General features: G+C 37.2%; 21 protein-coding genes. 6 read left to right on the plus strand and 15 right to left on the minus strand.

Annotated features, from left to right (window positions below; translation table 11 throughout):
- Positions 1 to 78: 78 nt before the first annotated feature.
- Positions 79 to 1017, minus strand: coding sequence for a heme o synthase (gene cyoE / locus PB1_RS01705; RefSeq protein WP_003350357.1), 939 nt, complete (start codon positions 1015 to 1017; stop codon positions 79 to 81).
- Positions 1018 to 1637: 620 nt separating this feature from the next.
- Between cyoE and PB1_RS01710 the strand changes: the two genes are divergently transcribed.
- On the plus strand, positions 1638 to 2618 hold the full coding sequence (locus tag PB1_RS01710; RefSeq protein WP_003350358.1) for a COX15/CtaA family protein: 981 nt from the start codon (positions 1638 to 1640) through the stop codon (positions 2616 to 2618).
- Between the two features lie 40 nt (positions 2619 to 2658).
- Here PB1_RS01710 and pyc read toward each other — a convergent pair whose 3' ends face one another.
- From pyc to PB1_RS01725, 3 genes are all read right to left on the minus strand, one after another.
- Positions 2659 to 6102 (minus strand): pyruvate carboxylase, encoded by a 3444-nt coding sequence (pyc, locus tag PB1_RS01715; protein ID WP_003350359.1) that lies wholly within the window; start codon positions 6100 to 6102, stop codon positions 2659 to 2661.
- A gap of 102 nt (positions 6103 to 6204) precedes the next feature.
- Positions 6205 to 7371, minus strand: coding sequence for an FtsW/RodA/SpoVE family cell cycle protein (locus PB1_RS01720; protein WP_003350360.1), 1167 nt, complete (start codon positions 7369 to 7371; stop codon positions 6205 to 6207).
- A 257-nt stretch (positions 7372 to 7628) separates the two neighbouring features.
- Entirely contained in the window at positions 7629 to 7910 is a 282-nt protein-coding gene (locus PB1_RS01725; RefSeq protein ID WP_003350361.1) for an Fpa/YlaN family protein, read from the minus strand.
- A gap of 224 nt (positions 7911 to 8134) precedes the next feature.
- Here PB1_RS01725 and PB1_RS01730 point away from each other — a divergent pair, with 224 nt between their 5' ends.
- Positions 8135 to 8632, plus strand: coding sequence for a molybdopterin-binding protein (locus PB1_RS01730; protein WP_003350362.1), 498 nt, complete (start codon positions 8135 to 8137; stop codon positions 8630 to 8632).
- Positions 8633 to 8731: 99 nt separating this feature from the next.
- On the opposite strand, the gene PB1_RS01735 is transcribed toward PB1_RS01730, so the two are convergent.
- Positions 8732 to 10060 (minus strand): PhoH family protein, encoded by a 1329-nt coding sequence (locus PB1_RS01735; RefSeq protein WP_003350364.1) that lies wholly within the window; start codon positions 10058 to 10060, stop codon positions 8732 to 8734.
- A gap of 259 nt (positions 10061 to 10319) precedes the next feature.
- On the opposite strand from PB1_RS01735, the gene PB1_RS01740 reads away from it, so the two are divergent.
- Positions 10320 to 10907 carry a YhcN/YlaJ family sporulation lipoprotein gene (locus tag PB1_RS01740; protein ID WP_003350365.1) on the plus strand — a complete coding sequence of 196 codons (588 nt, stop codon included), beginning with the start codon at positions 10320 to 10322 and terminating at the stop codon, positions 10905 to 10907.
- A 147-nt stretch (positions 10908 to 11054) separates the two neighbouring features.
- On the opposite strand, the gene PB1_RS01745 is transcribed toward PB1_RS01740, so the two are convergent.
- On the minus strand, positions 11055 to 11516 hold the full coding sequence (locus PB1_RS01745) for a pyridoxamine 5'-phosphate oxidase family protein (RefSeq protein ID WP_003350366.1): 462 nt from the start codon (positions 11514 to 11516) through the stop codon (positions 11055 to 11057).
- A gap of 227 nt (positions 11517 to 11743) precedes the next feature.
- Between PB1_RS01745 and PB1_RS01750 the strand changes: the two genes are divergently transcribed.
- A complete protein-coding gene (locus PB1_RS01750; RefSeq protein ID WP_003350367.1) occupies positions 11744 to 11944 on the plus strand; it encodes a YlaI family protein in 201 nt (66 codons plus the stop codon).
- 116 nt (positions 11945 to 12060) lie between these two features.
- On the opposite strand, the gene PB1_RS01755 is transcribed toward PB1_RS01750, so the two are convergent.
- Genes PB1_RS01755 through typA form a run of 3 tightly spaced genes read right to left on the minus strand, consistent with a single transcriptional unit; the run spans position 12061 to position 14532 of the window.
- A complete protein-coding gene (locus tag PB1_RS01755; RefSeq protein ID WP_003350368.1) occupies positions 12061 to 12348 on the minus strand; it encodes a hypothetical protein in 288 nt (95 codons plus the stop codon).
- 9 nt (positions 12349 to 12357) lie between these two features.
- Positions 12358 to 12672, minus strand: coding sequence for a YlaH-like family protein (locus PB1_RS01760; RefSeq protein WP_003350369.1), 315 nt, complete (start codon positions 12670 to 12672; stop codon positions 12358 to 12360).
- A 21-nt stretch (positions 12673 to 12693) separates the two neighbouring features.
- Positions 12694 to 14532 (minus strand): translational GTPase TypA, encoded by a 1839-nt coding sequence (gene typA / locus PB1_RS01765; protein WP_003350370.1) that lies wholly within the window; start codon positions 14530 to 14532, stop codon positions 12694 to 12696.
- A gap of 147 nt (positions 14533 to 14679) precedes the next feature.
- Between typA and PB1_RS01770 the strand changes: the two genes are divergently transcribed.
- Positions 14680 to 14865: a YlaF family protein gene (locus PB1_RS01770; protein ID WP_003350371.1), complete on the plus strand. Its 186-nt coding sequence runs from the start codon at positions 14680 to 14682 to the stop codon at positions 14863 to 14865.
- A 142-nt stretch (positions 14866 to 15007) separates the two neighbouring features.
- Here PB1_RS01770 and PB1_RS01775 read toward each other — a convergent pair whose 3' ends face one another.
- From PB1_RS01775 to PB1_RS01790, 4 genes are all read right to left on the minus strand, one after another.
- On the minus strand, positions 15008 to 15808 hold the full coding sequence (locus tag PB1_RS01775; RefSeq protein WP_003350373.1) for an inositol monophosphatase family protein: 801 nt from the start codon (positions 15806 to 15808) through the stop codon (positions 15008 to 15010).
- A 283-nt stretch (positions 15809 to 16091) separates the two neighbouring features.
- On the minus strand, positions 16092 to 16286 hold the full coding sequence (locus PB1_RS01780; RefSeq protein WP_003350374.1) for a hypothetical protein: 195 nt from the start codon (positions 16284 to 16286) through the stop codon (positions 16092 to 16094).
- A gap of 232 nt (positions 16287 to 16518) precedes the next feature.
- Positions 16519 to 16791, minus strand: a complete 273-nt coding sequence (locus PB1_RS01785) for a UPF0223 family protein (protein WP_003350376.1) — start codon at positions 16789 to 16791, stop codon at positions 16519 to 16521.
- A 75-nt stretch (positions 16792 to 16866) separates the two neighbouring features.
- The gene (locus PB1_RS01790) at positions 16867 to 17826 is read right to left on the minus strand and encodes an NAD(P)H-dependent flavin oxidoreductase (RefSeq protein WP_003350377.1); all 960 of its coding nucleotides are present in this window, start codon (positions 17824 to 17826) and stop codon (positions 16867 to 16869) included.
- Between the two features lie 213 nt (positions 17827 to 18039).
- On the opposite strand from PB1_RS01790, the gene PB1_RS01795 reads away from it, so the two are divergent.
- Entirely contained in the window at positions 18040 to 19509 is a 1470-nt protein-coding gene (locus tag PB1_RS01795; protein WP_003350378.1) for an aminotransferase class I/II-fold pyridoxal phosphate-dependent enzyme, read from the plus strand.
- 190 nt (positions 19510 to 19699) lie between these two features.
- Here the strand turns inward: PB1_RS01795 and PB1_RS16710 are convergent, their stop codons facing one another.
- Both PB1_RS16710 and PB1_RS01800 read right to left on the minus strand, forming a co-directional pair.
- A complete protein-coding gene (locus PB1_RS16710; RefSeq protein WP_081485580.1) occupies positions 19700 to 19822 on the minus strand; it encodes a GapA-binding peptide SR1P in 123 nt (40 codons plus the stop codon).
- 214 nt (positions 19823 to 20036) lie between these two features.
- A complete protein-coding gene (locus tag PB1_RS01800) occupies positions 20037 to 20336 on the minus strand; it encodes a DUF3055 domain-containing protein (RefSeq protein ID WP_003350379.1) in 300 nt (99 codons plus the stop codon).
- Positions 20337 to 20376 lie beyond the last annotated feature (40 nt).

The following is a 20376-nucleotide window of genomic DNA, read 5'->3' on the forward strand; positions in this document are numbered from 1 at the left end:
GAAATGTTTGATCAAATAATATATGGAAAAATTCTCTCCAGTAAAAATTATACAGAAAGAATTTCCTCACAAAACAATTTATATGAGTGTGACTATTACCATAGCTACAAACATAATAGTTAAATATTGGAGCGAGTATACAAACATTGAAGTTGCCCATTTTACATCATCTTTTTTCTTATACCCGAAAATTCCTAATGCAAGCCAGCAAATATTCAAAGCTGTTGCGACAATTAAAAACGGGATTCCAAGTGATGTCAGTAAGAACGGCAACGGCAATAGTGCAGCAACCCACAACATAATATGTTTTTTCGCAACATCAAAGCCTCTGACAACAGGCAGCATTGGAATTCCAGCAGCTCTGTATTCTTCTACTCTTCTCATCGCGAGCGCATAAAAATGCGGCGGCTGCCAGAAAAACATAATCAAAAACAAATACCAAGCAACAGGATCAAGGTTCGCATCGATTGCCGCCCAGCCGATCAAGGGCGGAATCGCACCTGAAATGCTGCCAATAACCGTGTTTGATACATATTGTCGTTTAGACCATATCGTGTATAAATACACATAACTGAATACACCTATCAAACCAATAACAGCTGCAGTTAATGTTGTCATTAACAAAAATATTGTCCCGAAACTGATAAGTAAAACTCCGAGAAAAACGACCTTTGCCGGAGCAATCTTTCCTGTTACGGTCGGTCTTCCCTTCGTTCGTTCCATCAAATGATCAATATCGCGGTCGATATAGTTATTAATGGCACAGGAACCGGCGATAATTAGCAAGGAACCAATCAGCGTAAACAGAACAAGATCAAGATTGTTTAAAAAACTTTGGTTCGTAAAATAAAGAGCAAGCCATAGACCAGTAAAGGTCGTGATCATGCTAGAATTAACAATACCAATTTTAATTAAAGAAAGAAAATCCCTCCAAGCAGTTGTTTCAGGGATATCAGGTTCCAGGCTTCGCTCGCTGGGATCAATCGCAGCTTCGCGAAAAGCCTTTGGGTCAGTCATAACTTTTCCTCCTTTTCCCGCATTGCAAATATAGCTTTATATTAGGTACTACCCATACTATAAAAGATTTTTATGCTTATTGCTATATTTCCAATAAAAACTTGGGAAATTGAAAACAACTTCAGAAAAAAAATAATGTTGTTTTCAGTATTATTAACGTAAAAATATTGTTAAATATTTGTATAGAATGTCACTCAATGTATATTAAATCATATTTTTGTAGTTTTATGTGAATATTTTTTGAATAAATTATGGCTAAATTGTGTCAAACTTCTGTTTCGATTGTTAAAAATGTCATTTTTCCACCATAATTAAAGAAAAAAAAATACGGCCGCTTCTGTTCGAATATGTACTTTTACATCCCAAGTGTCGGGAGTTTGAGAAAAGGTAAACTGCCCACAGATTCCCCTCTTTTAATATTACTAACAAACTCTCTTTCAATTTTCAACCGTTTTTACTATAATTACAATGATATTTGAAGCAAATACAGTTGTAAAAAATGATTTATTATGTACTATCTGAAAAGTGTATGCTACTATCATTCTGATTACAAAAATATTGAATAAATGGCTATAATGAAAAATGCACGTACTTATTATAGGTAAGAAGGTGGAAATGCAGTGAGAAAATCCATTAAATGGTTCGCCGTTCTAACAACTGTCGGAATGCTGCTTATTTTGCTGGGCGGTGCCCTTGTAACAAAAACAGATTCAGGTATGGGGTGCGGGAGATCATGGCCACTCTGCAACGGTGAACTTATTCCGAGTACTATTACGATTGAACTAATCATTGAATTTGCACATCGGCTTGTATCTGGAATTGTTGGCATAATGGTGTTGGTACTTTCCATTTGGTCTTGGCGTTCGATCGGACATATACGAGAGACAAAGTTTCTTTCATTTTTGTCAGTTTTTTTTCTTCTCTTTCAAGGCCTAATTGGAGCGGCAGCTGTAATTTGGGGTCAATCCGATTTTGTTCTTGCCCTTCATTTTGGTATATCTCTTGTCTCATTTGCAGCAGTATTTCTGTTAACTTTGCTGATCTTCGAAGTAAATCATAAATTTAATGCTGAGAATCTTGTACTTGATAACAGAATGAAAAAGCATATGATCGGCATAACAGCATACAGTATCATTGTCGTATACACAGGAGCTTTAGTCAGACATGTTAATGCCAGTCTTGTTTGCAGGGATTGGCCGCTTTGCATAAATACATCACTATCATTGCCTGCTAATTTTTATGAATGGGTCCAAATGGGACACAGAGCTGCAGCAGGAATTATTTTTTTATGGATTGGCTATGTCACCTTGCTAGCTGTTAAAAATTATAAACACCAAAAGGTTGTTTATTGGGGCTGGATTATCTCATTTATTCTTGTATCCCTTCAGGCAGCATCCGGGGCACTTGTTGTCTTAACGAGATTAAATCTTTATATAGCACTGGCACACGCTTTCTTTATTTCCTGCTTATTTGGTGTCTTAAGTTATTTTATTCTGTTAACTTCAAGAAGCAAAAAGAATGCCCAGGCGAAAAAGAATATGAAGACAGAGCAACAAACAAATGCGGTTTCCGTTTCTCCGGTTCCGGCCGATATAAAATAAGACCTGTTTCCGCGTGATAGCGGGAACAGGTCTTATTTATTTATGATTTTGCCAGTTCAATTAATAAATCTCCGGTTTGAATCGCATCCCCATTGTTGACGAATATATCCTTTACAATTCCGGAAAACGGCGCTTGAACGGTCGTCTCCATTTTCATCGCTTCCGTTATTACGAGATGGTCTCCTCTCTCTACTTTCTCTCCTTTATTGACTAGAACTTTGATAACCGTTCCAGGCATCGTAGCGCCGATGTGTGATTCATTCTTAGGATCTGCTTTAACCTTAAAAGCTACTGTTGTTTTAATGCTTTCATCTTTAATAATAACTTCTCTTGGCTGACCGTTTAATTCGAAATAGACAACCCTTGTACCGTCTGCTTGTGCTTGTCCAATTGAAACAAGCTTAACAATAAGTGTTTTACCTGTTTCAATTTCAACTTCAATTTCCTCACCAAGTCTCATTCCATATAAGAACGTTGGTGTATCAAGGACAGACACGTCCCCAAACTTTTCAACTGTTTGAATATATTCCAAAAAGACTTTCGGATATAAGGCATAGGCAATTACTTCAAAGCTTGTAACCGGTCTTCCAATTTCTTTAAATAACTCTTCTTTAAGAGCCTTAAAATCAACATCTTCAAGCAATTCCCCTGGACGGACTGTGATCGGCTCTTTGCCTTTGAGAATGATTTTCTGAAGTTCTTTCGGAAATCCGCCGTGAGGCTGTCCTAAATACCCTTCAAAAAATTCTACTACTGAGTCTGGAAAATCCAGAGATTCTCCTCTATTATAAATATCTTCTTCTGTCAGCTCATTTTGCACCATAAATAATGCCATGTCCCCAACCACTTTCGAGGAAGGAGTAACTTTGACAATATCTCCGAACATTTGGTTTACTCGCGCATACATTTCTTTCACATGGTCCCATTTGTCCCCGAGCCCTACTGCTTTTGCTTGCTGCTGCAAATTGCTGTATTGTCCTCCAGGCATTTCATGCTGATAAACTTCTGTATGCGGAGACATCATCCCGCTTTCAAAGTCATGATAATATTTTCGTACATCTTCCCAGTAATTGGAAAGCTGTTCGAGTGCTTCTATTTTAACGTTCGGTTTTCTTTCGGTACCTTCTAATGCGTAATAAAGAGTATTTGCACTAGGCTGAGATGTTAAACCGGCCATGGAACTTAAAGCAACATCGACAATATCAACCCCCGCTTCAATTGCTTTCGCATACATATAAATTCCGTTTCCGCTTGTATCATGAGTATGAAGATGGATCGGAATGCTTACAGCTTCTTTTAATTCCGATATTAAGCGATAAGCTGCCTGAGGTTTTAAAAGTCCCGCCATATCTTTAATTCCCAAAATATGTGCGCCTTGTTTTTCCAGTTCAACTGCTAATTCTTTATAATAATTCAAATCATACTTTGTTCTTGTCGGGTCTGTTATATCCCCTGTATAACAAATTGCCGCTTCAGCAATTTTTCCAGTCTGCCTTACTGCATCAATGGCTACTTCCATACCTTTAACCCAGTTCAAGCTATCAAAAATTCGGAATACATCGATCCCGGCATATGCAGATTTCTCTACAAATTCCCTAATTACATTATCAGGATAGTTTTTATAGCCAACTGCATTTGAAGCCCTTAATAACATCTGTAAAAGAACGTTTGGAATTTGCTCTCTTAGTTTTATCAGCCTTTCCCACGGATCCTCCTTCAAGAACCGATAGGCGACGTCAAATGTAGCCCCTCCCCACATTTCGAATGAGAAAAGTTCAGGCAATAATTTTGCAGTAGGCTCTGCGATATGGCTTATATCTGTTGTTCTGATTCTAGTTGCTAATAAAGATTGATGAGCATCACGAAATGTCGTATCAGTCAGCAGAACCTCTTTTTGTTCTTTCACCCATTTGACTAAACCGTCCGCACCATGTTCATTAAGTATTTGTTTCGTACCATTTTTGTATTCTGTACTATATTTGAGCTTAGGAATTCTCGGCTTATCGAATACCGGCCTTTTCCTTTTTTCAATGCCTGGGAACCCGTTTACTGTTACATTACCGATGTAAGTCAACATTTTTGTCCCCCGGTCTTTGCTCTTAGAGAACAAGAAAAGCTCCGGTGTTGTGTCGATAAACGAAGTATCGTATTGTCCGGTACGGAATTTTTCATGTTTCACAACATTTTCGAGAAAAGGAATATTTGTTTTTATTCCGCGAATTCTAAATTCTCTTAAGTTTCGGACCATTTTTGCCGCCGCTTTTTCAAATGTCATAGCATGAGTCGATAGTTTTACAAGCAATGAGTCATAGTATGGCGTAATAACTGCACCCTGAAACCCGTTTCCTGCATCAAGGCGGACACCAAAACCGCCGCCTGATCGGTAAGCCATGATTTTTCCGGTATCAGGCATAAAGTTATTAAGCGGATCTTCTGTTGTAACACGAGCTTGAATTGCATAACCATTAATGTGAATATCTTTTTGTTCCGGAATTCCTATTTTATCTCCGTGCAACTCATGTCCTTCCGCAACTAGAATTTGTGTTTGGACAATATCGACTCCAGTAACCATTTCGGTAATTGTATGTTCAACTTGGATGCGCGGATTCACTTCAATAAAGTAAAATTCATCACCGGACAATAAGAATTCTACTGTTCCTGCATTTACATAATTTACATTTTTCATTAACCTGACGGCAGCTTCACATATTCTTTCCCGTAATTCGTTCGAAATAGAAACACATGGAGCTACTTCGACAACTTTTTGATGGCGGCGCTGAACCGAGCAGTCACGTTCATATAAATGAACGATATTTCCATGTTCATCACCGATAATTTGAACTTCAATATGCTTCGGTTTTTCAATAAATTTCTCTACATAAACTTGGTCACTGCCAAAAGCGGCCTTTGCCTCGGATTTTGCACGTTCATAAGCCTCTCTAACTTCTTCAAGGCTCCTTACAATTCTCATTCCTCGGCCGCCGCCTCCCAGGGCAGCTTTAATAATAATTGGAAAACCATATGTTTTTCCAAAATGAATCACTTCTTCCAGCCCTTTAACCGGCCCGTTGCTGCCAGGAATAACAGGGATTTCGGCAAGCTGTGCCTGCTCCCTTGCTTTTACTTTATCTCCAAACATATCAAGATGTTTTGCTTCAGGACCGATAAAAATGATTCCTTCTTCAGTGCATCGCTTGGCAAACTCGATATTCTCGGAAAGAAATCCATATCCGGGGTGGATCGCATCGGCTCCGCAAGTTTTGGCAATTTCGATAATCCCCTCTATATCAAGGTAGGCATCTATCGGCTTTTTCCCTTCTCCTACCAAATACGCTTCATCAGCTTTATACCTATGATATGAACCGGAATCTTCTTTCGAATAGATGGCTACTGTCCGAATGTTGAGCTCCGTACAAGCTCTGAACACCCGAATGGCGATTTCACCTCTGTTCGCGACTAATACTTTGTTAATGCGTCTTTTCATTAGAACACCTCTTCTTTTATGTATTTTTATATTTATTCAAAACCAATTAAGGCACGAAAGCCTGTGGAATTGATTAAAAGCAGATTTGATTGTTGTTGTCTTTTAAGCAACTATCTTTTTTTCCTTATTCTTTTTAAACTTTCTTTCATAATTCACAAACATAGAAACATTTACTAAAATCCCCATCGCAATCGACAACTGCAACAATGACGATCCTCCGTAGCTGATAAAAGGCAGAGGAACACCCGTAAGAGGAATAAAACCAGATATCCCGGCAAGATTAATAAAGGATTGGATGCCTATCATGCTTGAGATTCCGATAGCAAGCAAACTGCCAAAAGGGTCTTTGCATTTAAGGCCAATATAAATACCTCTCAAAACAATATATCCTAAAGATAGTATAACAAAGCTAACACCCCATACTCCCAGCTCTTCGGCAATGACCGCCATAATAAAATCTGTATGGGATTCCGGCAAATAGCCCAGCTTTTGAATGCTTTTTCCCAATCCGAGACCATTTATTCCTCCTGAACCAATTGCAAGAAAAGAGTTAGTAAGATGAAATCCTGTGTCAAGTTCATCTTCAAATGGATTTTTCACGGCTTCAAATCTTTCCAGCTGTTCCTTTGTAAAAAGTTCATCTTTCATGACTAGCGCAACTGGTGATACTACCAATATCCCTATAAGAATTAGTTTTAAAATATTTTTCCAATTCATACCAGACGATAAAATAATGGATGCCGCGATTAAAAAAATAATAACTGCTGTACCAAAATCTGGTTGAATAGCTACTAAAATACAAACGAGGACAAGGTAAACTAACGGGGGTACAACTCCTTTGTTAAATTCATTTATGTATGATTGTTTCTTGGCATAAACTGCAGACAAATAAATAATTACAGCTATTTTCGTAAATTCAGACGGCTGCAGGCTCAATTGTCCGATTTTAAACCAGCTTTGAGCGTTGCCTGCGATATGTCCAAAAACAAAGAGTGCCCCTAAACCAAATAACGACATCAATACAATAAATCCAAGTATTTTATTGCTTTTCATCGCCTTATAAGGAAACAGGACAACAATCAAAAATACGATAAATGCCCCAATCAAAAACAACTTTTGTTTTTGATAAAAAAAGTCACTCGGCAAACCATATCGTTGTACTGCCCAAACCATACTCGCACTATAAACCATCACTAATCCAAATAAAGATAAAAGTACCATGACAATAATTAAAGAGTAATCATAACATTTTAAAATTTTTTTTAACATTCAGCCTCTTTCCTTAAATGCATTCATTATTTCTAACGATATGATTAGACTTATTATCGTAAAAGAGAAAAGTTTATTTAAATGTAACATATCAATTATTATTTTTCCACAATAATGTTATACTATTTATTATATAATATAGCACAAAAAGTTTTATTTCTTCTAGACTATTAAATATACTCTTTTTCGATTAATTATGAATGCAGTTATAAAAAAACTCAAACAAATTCTAATGAATATGTTTGAGTTTTTCAATGTTATTTTCTTTGTGACGCCTCATGAAGAAGGGAAAGCTCTCTTTCGAGTTTATAAAGGATCGCTTTTCCTTCTTTTTCATCCACCAAACCGAGCCGGACAGCAAAGTCTATTTCTCTGGATAATCCAAACATTTGCGTATCCAGCACCTCTTCATATAGAGGGCATTGAGGCATTGTAAGGTTATCCATTTGCACTTTTATGAGCTTTAAAATTTTATCAGCGTCAGCCTTTAATAGGGCGAGTGCTTTTTCTTGATGATTAACCATCATTTCGAACGCCAACATTGATCCCCCCGTTTCCGAGCCATTACCCGATCCTATCTTAAAAGTTTACCGTTTATCGGACAAAAAAGCAAGAATAATAAGGAACAATTTTTCCTTCACCGGCGGGAAAAGAAGTGTTTCATTAAGCTCACTACAGACCCTTATACTATTGAGTAAAAATGACAATTGGTGAAAGTCTATGTATACTTTAAGGGAATGAAATTCAGATAGAGGTGGAGAAAATGGAAAATATCATTACAATTAAAGGGAAAGTAAAATTCAATATCACAATGGATCCGGGCGTATGGATTTTTGACGATAGGCGCATTGACTTAAAAACATACTTTATTTCTCAAAATCAAGAAGATGATAACCTCGAAGAATATGCAAAATCCATCTCAAAGCACTGGGACAGAGAAATTATGGAAGGGGCAGTTTATCCACCCACTTTAAAATCTGAAAAAAAATTTGAGAAAGAAAAAATATTAACCGGTACTTTTGGAATCCCGTTTAAATCATTTCTAAACAATGCCGAACCTGCTGAGAACGCTGAGTGGCTTGTCATTGAAACAGATTCATCGGATATAAAATTGCCGCTTGAGAAGGGCTTTGATTTAATACTAGGTTTTTCGAAAGATGGAAAACCGTTGAAAAAGGACGGACCCGTTTATGTATACTATGGCGACGGTTCAAATAAAGATGCACCGATTAAGAACGTGAAGGGATTTACAGTACAATAATAAAGAAACCAATCGTTGCTTATATTTTTTATGATGTTCCATCGCCCCTTTTCTTGTCCATCATTCAAAATATGGCCGGAATGGGGCTTTCCTTTAAACTTACAACAAGTCCGCCGCAAGTTGTGCAAGACCCGACCGTTCTCCTTTAATAAGCTTCACATGTCCAGCAATCATTTGGTCTTTAAATTTTTCTACAACATATGTAAGACCATTGTTATACGCATCTAAATAAGGGTGATCAATTTGGTCTGGATCCCCCATCAAAACAATTTTGCTGCCTTCTCCTACTCTTGTTAAGATGGTCTTTACTTCATGTTTTGTCAAATTTTGCGCTTCATCAATAATAATATATTGATCAGGTATGCTTCTGCCTCTGATATAAGTTAACGCTTCCACTTCAATAGAACCCATTCCTGCTAAAATTGCATCTAACTCACCAGGCTTTTTTGTGTTGAACAAAAATTCAAGATTATCAAAAATTGGCTGCATCCAAGGCCTTAGTTTTTCCTGCTTTTCTCCCGGCAAAAATCCAAGATCTTTCCCAACAGGTACGATAGGCCTTGCAACAAGAAGCTTTTTATATTGGCGAAAATCCTCTGTTTGCAATAATCCTGATGCAAGAGCGAGTAAAGTTTTTCCGGTACCCGCTTTCCCCGTTAAAGTCACAAGAGGCAAATCCTTTCGCAAGAGCAGCTCAATTGCCATCGTCTGCTGGACATTTCTTGGGCGAATTCCCCATATTTGTTCATGGTCAAAAACTAGCCTTTTTACTTTTTTTCCTCGCTGGTCAACAATCCCAAGTGCAGATGACGAACTTCCGAGTGAATCTTTCATAATCAAAAACTGATTTGGAAAAAAAGGATGATCGGCAATTTCCGATAAGTGCAATTCCCCTTTTTCATAGAATTTCACTAAAAGAGCCGCATCAATAAACACATTTAAGAAACCCGTATAAAGATGATCAACTTCTACTACCCTGTCACTCAAAAAATCCTCTGCTTTAAGACCGATGGCATCCGCTTTTACTCTGACAAGAGCATCCTTGCTTACTAATATGACCGTTTTCCCATTTTCTTTCGTCTGTTCTTCTAAAGACAAATTTTTTGCTACAGCCAATAAGCGGTTATCGTTTGTTTTTTCTACAAAGATTTCTTGGAGCTGATGAAAAGAGCGATGATTCAGCTCGATTCTTAAAGAGCCTCCATTTTCAAGGGGAATCTTTTCATGCAGTTTCCCAGTTTCTCTAAAGCTATCGATGAGTTTTGAAACCTGCCTTGCATTTCTGCCTATCTCGTCCATATATCGCTTTTTTGAATCGACTTCCTCGAGAACTACAGCAGGTATAACCACATCGTTATCTTCAAACGAGAAAATCGAAAACGGGTCTTGTAACAAGACATTCGTATCCAACACGTATATTTTACTCAAACTGATGCCTCCCGCTCTTCTATTTCTAAAATACAATTTTCAAGGTAGGATTGTGCTTTTGTAAAATATATGTTTGACCGAATAAATATAGACGAAAATTTGCACAATAATTGTTAAGTAAATTCTTTATTCAAATATTGTTATTGAACGGTTTTCAAAGTGGTTTAATTCTATAACTTCAAAATCATTTGGCTTGTTGCATGAGAAGATGGTTATCAAACAATAATAAGTTCTTTTATTGAAGACGGAGGTATTTAGTATGTACAGAATATTGCTTTTAGTTTTATTACTTTTGAATATTGCAGCCTGTAATACTCAAAACGAAGGTGCAGAAACAAAAAAGCAAGATTTAGTAAGTGTGAAAAACACTGCTTTCGAAGAAGTGGACCGAAAAACTGGGCAGGAAATTTCCCGCCGCTTAGCTGAACTGGCTACCAGCATCCGGAATGTAAATGATGCCACTGCAGTTGTTTTAGGAAAGTTCGCAATTGTCGGTATTGATGTTGATTCTAATATCGAACGTTCTGAAGTAGGCACCATCAAATATTCTGTGGCTGAAAGCCTGAAACAAGATCCGTATGGTGCAAGAGCAATTGTAGTTGCTGACCCGGATATGAATGCACGGCTGAGGGAAATTTCTCAGGATATTGAGAACGGGGAACCAATACAAGGAATCATAAACGAACTTTCTGATATCACCGGGCGGCTTATGCCTGAAGTGCCGGCTGAAATGGTTGATCCAAAACCAAAAAATGCAACGGAAGAACCTAAAAACAAATTGAAAGGTTCACATAAAAATGAATTGGATAAAGAACAACAAAAACAATCGAATTATCAAAAAGAATAAGTTTCCAATTAAAGTTTTTCTTTGTTCTGAAAAGTAAAATGAGGCAGTCTCATAAGGGTCTGACCCCATGTGCATTTATCAATATATAGCACATTTTCCAACATTATGTTCTATATATTGTGCTATGGGGTCTGACCCTTAGGCTTTTTAGACAGCCTCATTTCTCATTGCATCCATTACCTGTTTATCTAAACGGGCGGCGGCATTTTTATCATATGTTTTATCATATTCAGGTTCTTTTACAATTTTTGAGCCATAAAACATAACATCTCTTACTTCCTTGATCTTTACTTCAATGAGAGCAAGTTTAAGCGGAACCCCTTCCATTTTTTCCTGTTTCACACTTGCCTCTCCACTAATTGAATATGTAGATTCATTCGCAATAATATTGATAACGACTTTGTTGTTTTTATTGATATTTTGAACAATTCTAGATCTGTTATCAACTGCAAAATAGATCGTTTCATCATCTTTCGCAAATACCCATGAGATTGCGCTTACATTCGGGCCGCCCGATTCAAAGTCAATAGTCGCAAGAAGAACAAAGCGCTCTTTTTGCAATTCATCGTATAGAGGTTTAATTAACTTAGGTTCAACTTGATTAGCCATTCTTTTAATCCCTCCTTAAATATTGAACATATTACTACTTTACATGTTATCCCGGAACTTAAACTTAGTATATCTTATCATTGTTCACTCGAAACGTAGTGATGATCTATAATATAATAAAAAAAGCGCTATCACTTTGTCCAGCCGTGTTTTTTGTTTAATGATCATTTTTTTCTAAGCAACACAGTGCAATTTGATCTAAAAAAGAGCCAATAAGAGGTGTTGAAATGAGAGTAAAATGTGTTTTATGTGATAAAATTGAAACAATTGAAGATGAATCTCCATTAGCAAAACGTCTTAGAAATCGTCCTATTCATACGTACATGTGCTATCAGTGCGATAGGAGAATTGAAGAGAAAACAAAGGCAAGACTCGCATCAGGCAAATTCCGCCTCAATAAACCTCGTTCACAAGAAGATGATTGGTAATATGGATAAAAGGCTGACTTAAAAGCAAAGGGTCAGACCCCTATAATACAATACATAGACAAACACTATTATAATCATTCTATATATTGTCATAATTGGAGGGAGTCAGACCCTTCTTATTTAGGGTAATTCGGGTATTTTTCCGGTTCTTCGTTTATCTGGTTGATCATTACTTCAATAAGTTCACAGGGAAACGATGTTTTTTTCCATTCTTCATCCTTACGATAATGCAATGTATACATCACATCATCTTTTTTAATTTCGATATCCCCTATTCCGTGATCCTCTTTTAATATTCGTTCAAAAAGATTCTTCGTTTCTGCTGCCGCCGTATCATCAGGCCTTTCATCACTTACAATTTTAATTGTCAGCCAATTATATAATGCATCCAGTAATGATCTCATTGTATGCTCCTAGTTTGTATTCGCTTCCTGCTTTTTTTCCTGACGAAGACGAATTTTATAAATAATCAAAATTAAAGCAGCAACAACAAGCCCTTCAGCAACTGGGAGGAAAGCTCCCAGGAAGGTTAATATCGTACATCCCAGAATTAGGAAAAGATAAATAATGAATGATTTTAAAACAGGGAGTTTCTTGGCAAATCCAAGCTTATACACAATGATGGACAGGACGACAATTGTTACATATAGCATCCACATTCCGGCCTCGGGATTTTCATTTACTTTATATAAAGCGGCAAAAAAGGACAAACGCTCCGTCACATCCATTACTCATCACCCCCCTAGGTTTTAGCCCAACTGGGCATATTTCTTTTTCTTGGCAATTCTTTCACGTTCATTCTTATCAAGAATCTTTTTGCGCAAGCGGATTGATTTAGGAGTCACTTCACAATACTCATCATCATTCAAGTATTCCAATGCTTCCTCAAGCGTCATAATTCTTGGCTTTTTAAGCGTTGCCGTTTGGTCTTTCGTCGCAGAACGGATATTGGTCGCCTGTTTAACTTTTGTAATATTTACCGTAATATCATTCTCACGCGTATGTTCTCCGACGATCATCCCTTCGTAAATCTCAGTACCTGGCTCCACAAAAATGGTGCCGCGGTCTTCAACTTGCATAATCCCATATGTCGTAGCTTTGCCTGTCTCCATAGATACGAGCACTCCCTGGCGTCTGCCGCCGACTTGACCGGGCTGCATTGGTTGATAACTGTCAAAAGTGTGATTAATGATGCCATAACCGCGTGTAAGTGTTAAGAACTCTGTAGTGTAACCAATTAATCCACGGGCCGGAACATTAAAAATCAGCCGGACCTGACCATTCCCGTTATTAATCATATCAAGCATTTCCCCTTTTCGGGCGCCAAGTGATTCCATTACCGCTCCGGTATGCTCTTCAGGAATATCGATTTGTACATGTTCAATTGGTTCGCAACGTACGCCGTCAATTTCTTTTACAATGACTTCAGGCTTCGATACTTGAAGTTCATAACCTTCACGACGCATGTTCTCAATTAAAATCGATAAATGAAGTTCTCCCCTTCCGGAAACGATCCATTCATCCGGTGAGTCGGTATTTTCCACTCGTAAACTAACATCGGTTTGTAATTGTGCACGCAGTCTTTCTTCTATTTTTCTTGCTGTTAAATATTTTCCTTCTCTGCCTGCAAACGGACTATTGTTTACAAGAAATGTCATTTGCAATGTTGGTTCATCAATCCTTAATAATGGGAGCGCCTCTTGGCGGTCAACCGGACAAACTGTTTCCCCGACATAAATATCTTCCATCCCGGAAACAGCGACTAAGTCTCCGGCAGATGCTTCTTGAATTTCTTGACGCTTTAACCCAAAGAACCCAAACATTTTCGTCACACGGAATTGTTTTACTGAACCATCAAGCTTCATTAATGCAACTTGTTGACCAACTTTCATCGTTCCTCGGAAAATTCGGCCAATTCCAATTCTTCCGACATAGTCATTGTAATCAAGGAGCGAAACTTGAAACTGAAGCGGTTCTTCCCGATTATCAGCCGGTGCAGGAATATGTTCAATAATCGCGTCATACAGTACTTGCATGTTTTCATCTTGCTTTGTTGGATTTGTACTCGCTGTTCCATTTATTGCTGATGCGTAAATCACAGGAAATTCCAGCTGTTCTTCATTTGCATCAAGTTCAATAAATAAATCCAGAACTTCATCTACTACTTCTTTAGGCCGGGCAAAAGCTCTGTCAATCTTATTTACGACGACAATCGGGGTCAAATTTTGTTCCAATGCCTTTTTTAATACGAAACGAGTTTGCGGCATACATCCCTCGTATGCATCAACGATTAGTAGAACTCCGTCAACCATTTTCATGATCCGTTCTACTTCACCGCCAAAATCGGCATGCCCCGGCGTATCAAGAATATTAATTTTCGTGTTTTTATATTGGATCGCTGTATTTTTCGCAAGTATCGTTATGCCTCTTTCTCTTTCGAGGTCATTTGAATCCATCGCACGCTCTGCAACATGCTCATTTGAACGGAATGTACCGGCTTGCTTTAACAACTGGTCAACAAGTGTTGTTTTCCCATGGTCAACGTGGGCAATAATAGCGATGTTTCTTATATCTTCACGTAATTTCAAAAAGGTCACTCCTGCCTGTAATTACATTAGTAAATGCTGTTATTATTATAACTAACACATTATAACACAAAAATTACTAGAAACTAAAAAAGTTTTTATGTAAAATAACCTGAAATGGAATTGTATTTCCTGGAGGAGGAAGCATTTTTGAAAGAGATTAAATGGATTTTTTTATTGTTTGCATTTGCGGCAGCTTTTTGCATTATTGGGATAGGGATTTCCATTGCAGAAAGAAGCGTGGTTGGGGCCATCGCTTCGTTCGTGCTGCTGGTGTTTATCATGGGATTCGGTTTTAAAACGAAACGAAAAATGAGAGAAAAGGGAGAGCTGTAAAATGAAAAGAGGCTGACTCATAAGGATCTGACACCTTCCAACAAAGACAAAAATAAAGAATGATTTTTTATAACATTGGAGGGATCTCAACCTTCAGCCTCTTTGATTTAATTTGTGTTCACCTTTTTCTTTTTTTCGTTTTCTACCAATTCCCTTCCTGCAAATATTTTTTCATAATCGTGCCATGAAGTCCGGGTTTAGAGACAAACAAGGAGCTTTTTTCCATAATATTTATCGGTTCGCCTCTCAATGATGACACAACGCCCCCAAGTTCTTCAATTATTACGATACCTGCCGCAAAATCCCAAGGAGCGAGACGTAAAGAAATATAAGCGTCCAACCTTCCAGTAGCAACATAGGTAATCTCCAGTGCAGCCGATCCATAAGACCTTGTTCCTCTCACATCTTTAACAAGAGCTGCAAGATAATTATGATCGATTCTTTTGTTTGGCGTAATCCATGTTGCGTTTATACCAATAATCGCTTCAGAAACAGATACTTCCTCAAGGCGTGGAAGTGGTTTTCCGTTCATATAAGCACCTTCGCCTTTAAATGCATGGTACAGTTCATCATGGACAACATCGTATATTAATCCGATTTTGCCGAAGCCATTTTCATAAATTCCAACAGAAATTGCAAAATTTCTCTGTTGATGAATAAAGTTCATCGTTCCGTCTATCGGATCAATAATCCAGACGATCCCCGCTACATTTTTCAATTTATCGCCAAATCCTTCCTCTCCTAATATGTAATGATCAGGAAATGTTTCTTTTATCTTTGTAATAAAGAATTGTTCTGTTTCCTTATCAATATTGGTAACGAGGTCATTAGGATTTGATTTTGCCTGAATATCTAATGTTTTTGGAAAAGAGTTCTTTATTCTTTCTCCTGCTTCTTTGATCCATGTTTTTGCATTTGCATCAATTTCTTTCCAATTCGTCATATTAATCCTCCAATAAAGATAACTATTACACGAAACTGCTCCATATTAAGTCAGAGCTTTCCGCTATAGACACATAAATTTACTAAAAGCTTAATGGAAATAACTGAACCTTTCAAGTTTTATATTTTCCGGCTAACCAAATATTCATTTTTTTCATCCTTTACAATATTCATAAAAACAAAAACGAACCCCCCATATTCATTCAGGAGTTCGTTTTTAACTCTTTAGCCACTTATTTTGTTTTCTCATTTTCCTCTACATGTACTCCTTTTTCAGACAGTTTTTACAAAGCCTTAAGTTTAAGCAATTCTTGTCTGATATTTTCCAGATTTTTTTTGCATTCATTCTTCTTTTCTTCATTTTTTTCATTTATAGCTTCAAATAGCGTTGCCAATTCATAATCCATTTCCAGTCTTAAAACAGCTGTTCTTTCCATATCTCTATTTTTCTTTCTTGACGAATTTATTAATTGATTCATGAAAAAACACCCCTTCCATTTTTTCGAGAAATAATTTTTTCTGATTTTTTTACTATTATATTATGAGCTATCCATTTTACTTGCAACTACTTTTTTCTTTTCCATTTAAAAAAATAAAATCGGGCAATTTATTTTCCACTCCAACAGTTGTTTATAGAATACAAATACCCCTATATTTATTAGCGCAAACCAAATTGGAGTATTTTTACCGTTTATCTTAGAGTTAGTTCAATTATCTTATTTTTATCATTTCCCCTGAATTCGCCTCTCTGACAGTTTTCACAGTTTTGTAAGGCGAGTAGCCACTTAACTCCTCAAATTCACTGCAAAGCTTTTTTTCTTGGGCCTTGCCTGGAACTATTTCTTTAAAACGCCGGTAAGCATTAAGCAGCTCGTCACGGTTAACCCCTTTTTCATAGGCTTTCTCTACAGCTTCATAAAACTTAATTACATCCACAATTTCTTTCGTGGACCAGTCATAATCAATCGGATAATGATATTCCACTTTTAACACTCCTAATGTCTGACATTTTGTATAACTATATTTATATTGCTCGAAAAGAATCTTTTTTAAATCGGTTTAATTAATCCAACGTTTACGGATTTCTTCACTTTCCTGAATTAACCGATTAATAAGTTCCTCAACTGATGGAATGTCTTTAATCAGCCCCATAACTTGACCTGCCCATGCAAAACCTTCATTTATTTTTCCTTCATATATAAATCGTTTGTTTGCCGTCCCGCTTATATAGTCCTTTAATGCTTCATAGCCTCCGTTTTCTTTTTCAATCGCAAGAATCTTTTCAGTCCATGAATTTAAGATGGCTCTTGCAGGAGCGCCTAAAGACCTCTTAATAACTACCGTATCATTTTCCGTACCCTCTACCAGCTTCTGTTTATATTTTTCATGTGCATGGACACATTCTTTTGTTGCAATAAATCTTGTGCCCATTTCAATTCCTTCTGCCCCAAGAATGAGCGCAGCCATAAGTCCTCTTCCGTCGCCGATTCCTCCAGATGCTATTACCGGAATACTGACTGCATCAACAACTTGAGGAACGAGGACCATCGTTCCAATATCATTTCTTCCGAGGTGGCCTCCTCCTTCTTGTCCTACTACCATAACAGCATCAGCACCCAGTTCTTCCGCTTTCTGTGCCTGTCTCTTTGCAGCTACAAGTACAAGTTTTTTTATTTTCGTCCCTTCCAATTGTTCAAAAATGGGTGTCGGATTTCCGCCTGTCATGGAGATAACCGGAACCTGTTCTTTTATTGCAACATCGAGCATATCAGAAAACGGTCTTGCGTGCTGACCGATCGCAAAGTTCACACCAAAAGGTTTATCTGTTAAAGCTCTTACCTTTTGAATTTCTTCTTTTAAAGCCTGAGGGCTTCCAAGTGACATAGCAGTAATTTGCCCTAATCCCCCGGCATTTGAAACTGCCGCAGCCAACTCTGAATAAGCTAAATAAGCTAAGCCTCCCTGTATAATTGGATATTGAATGTTCAATAATTCAGTAACTCTTGTATTCCAATTCATACATTTTCCTCCATACAATTCTTACTTATGTAATTCGATACTTCCGTGTTATTTTCCTGTCTATTTCAAAAACTAAAGTGACCTTTCTATAACGGTGTAAAATAACAGCCGTTTTTACAAATTTCTCCCTTTGCAAAGAAAATGATAGATGCTATAATTCATTTGTTTTATGACTTTTTCTTCATTGATAATAAATAAAGAGGTGTGACAACATTGCATCAATCTCATACACCGTTATTTAGCGGTTTAATACAACATGCAAAAAAAAATCCGGTTCAGTTTCATATTCCAGGACATAAAAAAGGGACCGGAATCGACCCGGATTTTCGAAATTTTATAGGAGATAATGCTTTATCAATTGATTTAATAAATATCGGGCCTCTTGATGATCTCCATCAGCCTAAAGGCATTATTAAAGAAGCCCAGGATCTTGCCGCTGAAGCTTTTGGAGCGGATCATACTTTTTTCTCCGTTCAAGGAACAAGTGGCGTTATAATGACAATGGTTATGTCTGTTTGCGGACCTGGCGACAAAATTATCGTTCCCAGAAACGTCCATAAATCTGTAATGTCTGCAATTGTTTTCTCAGGTGCTGTGCCTATTTTTATTCACCCGGAAATTGATGAAAACCTCGGAATATCGCACGGAATTACAACAGAAGCAGTGGCAAAGGCTCTTGAGCAGCATCCAGATGCAAAAGGCGTTCTTGTCATTAATCCTACTTATTTCGGAATGGTTGCCGATTTAAAAGAAATCGTTTCGATTGCGCATAATTATAATGTTCCTGTTCTTGTTGATGAGGCCCATGGTACTCATATCCATTTCCATGATGATCTGCCTCTCTCAGCTATGCAAGCAGGTGCAGACATGGCAGCGTCGAGCGTTCATAAACTTGGAGGTTCAATGACTCAAAGTTCCATCTTGAACGTACGTGAAGGACTTATTTCTCCGAAAAGAGTTCAATCGATTTTGAGCATGTTGACTACTACATCAACATCTTATTTACTCCTTGCTTCCTTAGATGCAGCGAGAAAGAGGCTGGCTACAGAAGGAAAAGAATTGTTAGATAAGACTATTGAGCTTGCTCATTCGATGCGAAAAAAAATAAATGAAATTGAACATTTATATTGTGTAGGCGATGAAATCCTTGGTTCTAAAGCAACGTTTAATTATGATCCGACAAAATTGACTATTTCTGTTAAAGATTTAGGAATAACCGGATATGATGCTGAAAAATGGCTAAGGGAAAAATATAATATTGAAGTTGAATTATCAGATTTATACAATATTCTTTGCATTGTTACTCCTGGGGATACTGAAAAAGAAGCACAAATTCTTCTTGAAGCATTGAAGGATCTGTCTAAAGAATTTCAACATCAAGCTGAAAAAATGAAGGTTCAAGTTATGCTTCCCGATATACCGATTCTTGCTTTAACTCCGAGGGATGCATTTTATGCAGAAATAGAAGTTGTACCTTTTGAAGAATCGGAAGGGCGGATTATTGCTGAATTTGTCATGGTTTATCCACCGGGAATTCCAATCTTTATCCCTGGAGAAATTATTACAAAAGAAAACCTACTTTATATTAAAAAGAACATAGAGGCCGGTCTTCCGGTGCAAGGGCCTGAAGATTACGAACTAAAAACATTAAGAGTAATAAAAGAACATAAAGCCATCCGTTAAGCTTTTAGGAAATGCAAAAGCACTTTCGGGCTGTCTTATTAGGGTCTGGATTCTCCGGCAAATCCAATAAAAGTTTGATTTTTTTGGTGTTTGTCAGGGGTCTGACCCTTTGCATATGAGTCATCCCCCTTTTTCTCATGATAAAAAAAACACGTGAAAATTTTTCACATGCTTTTAAACAATCAAACTATTATTCTTGATCTTCATTCTCTTTATCGCAACAATTACAATTTATGGAATAAAGAACAGTAACTTTTTCAGCTTCAAAATGGTCAATAGTGGAGTGACATGTTTGACATACAATTGTTCCCATTTTTTGATCTCCCCTTCTTAATGAAGTTTATCAAATTCTGAAAGCGCTTCAATGTCTTTAATAGAATAATAATATAACACATTTAAAATTTCAAGCCTTATTTATGTATCATTATTAACGAAATTTGCAGATTTTTTACTATTATTTATTTGTTTATTTTTCCAATTAGTATAACATATTTATGAAAAACAGGCCTAATTAGACCTGTTTTTTGTTATTCATATTGGGGTTCGAAAGGTGTAGTCGGTAATGCTTCTTGGAAAAATTCTACTAAATCAGCAACCTGTTGTTCATCCTGAATACGGAAAGTCTTCATGAGATAATCTGTATCTTCGAGGTCTCTTGGATCAAGGAGGGCTGAGCGGCCTGTTTGCATGCAGACAAAAAGCGGTTTTCCGAAAAACATACTCGTATATACTATTCCAAAGTCAAAACGTGCCTGATCAGTCGCAAACCCAACAAATCGAACTTTCACATTTTCGTATTCATCATAAAGTTTTTCGAAAATTCCCATAACATACCTCCTTTTCTTTGTAATTAGAAAATTATTATAA

It is taken from the genome of Bacillus methanolicus PB1, assembly GCF_000262755.1.
Taxonomy (GTDB): domain Bacteria; phylum Bacillota; class Bacilli; order Bacillales; family Cytobacillaceae; genus Bacillus_Z; species Bacillus_Z methanolicus.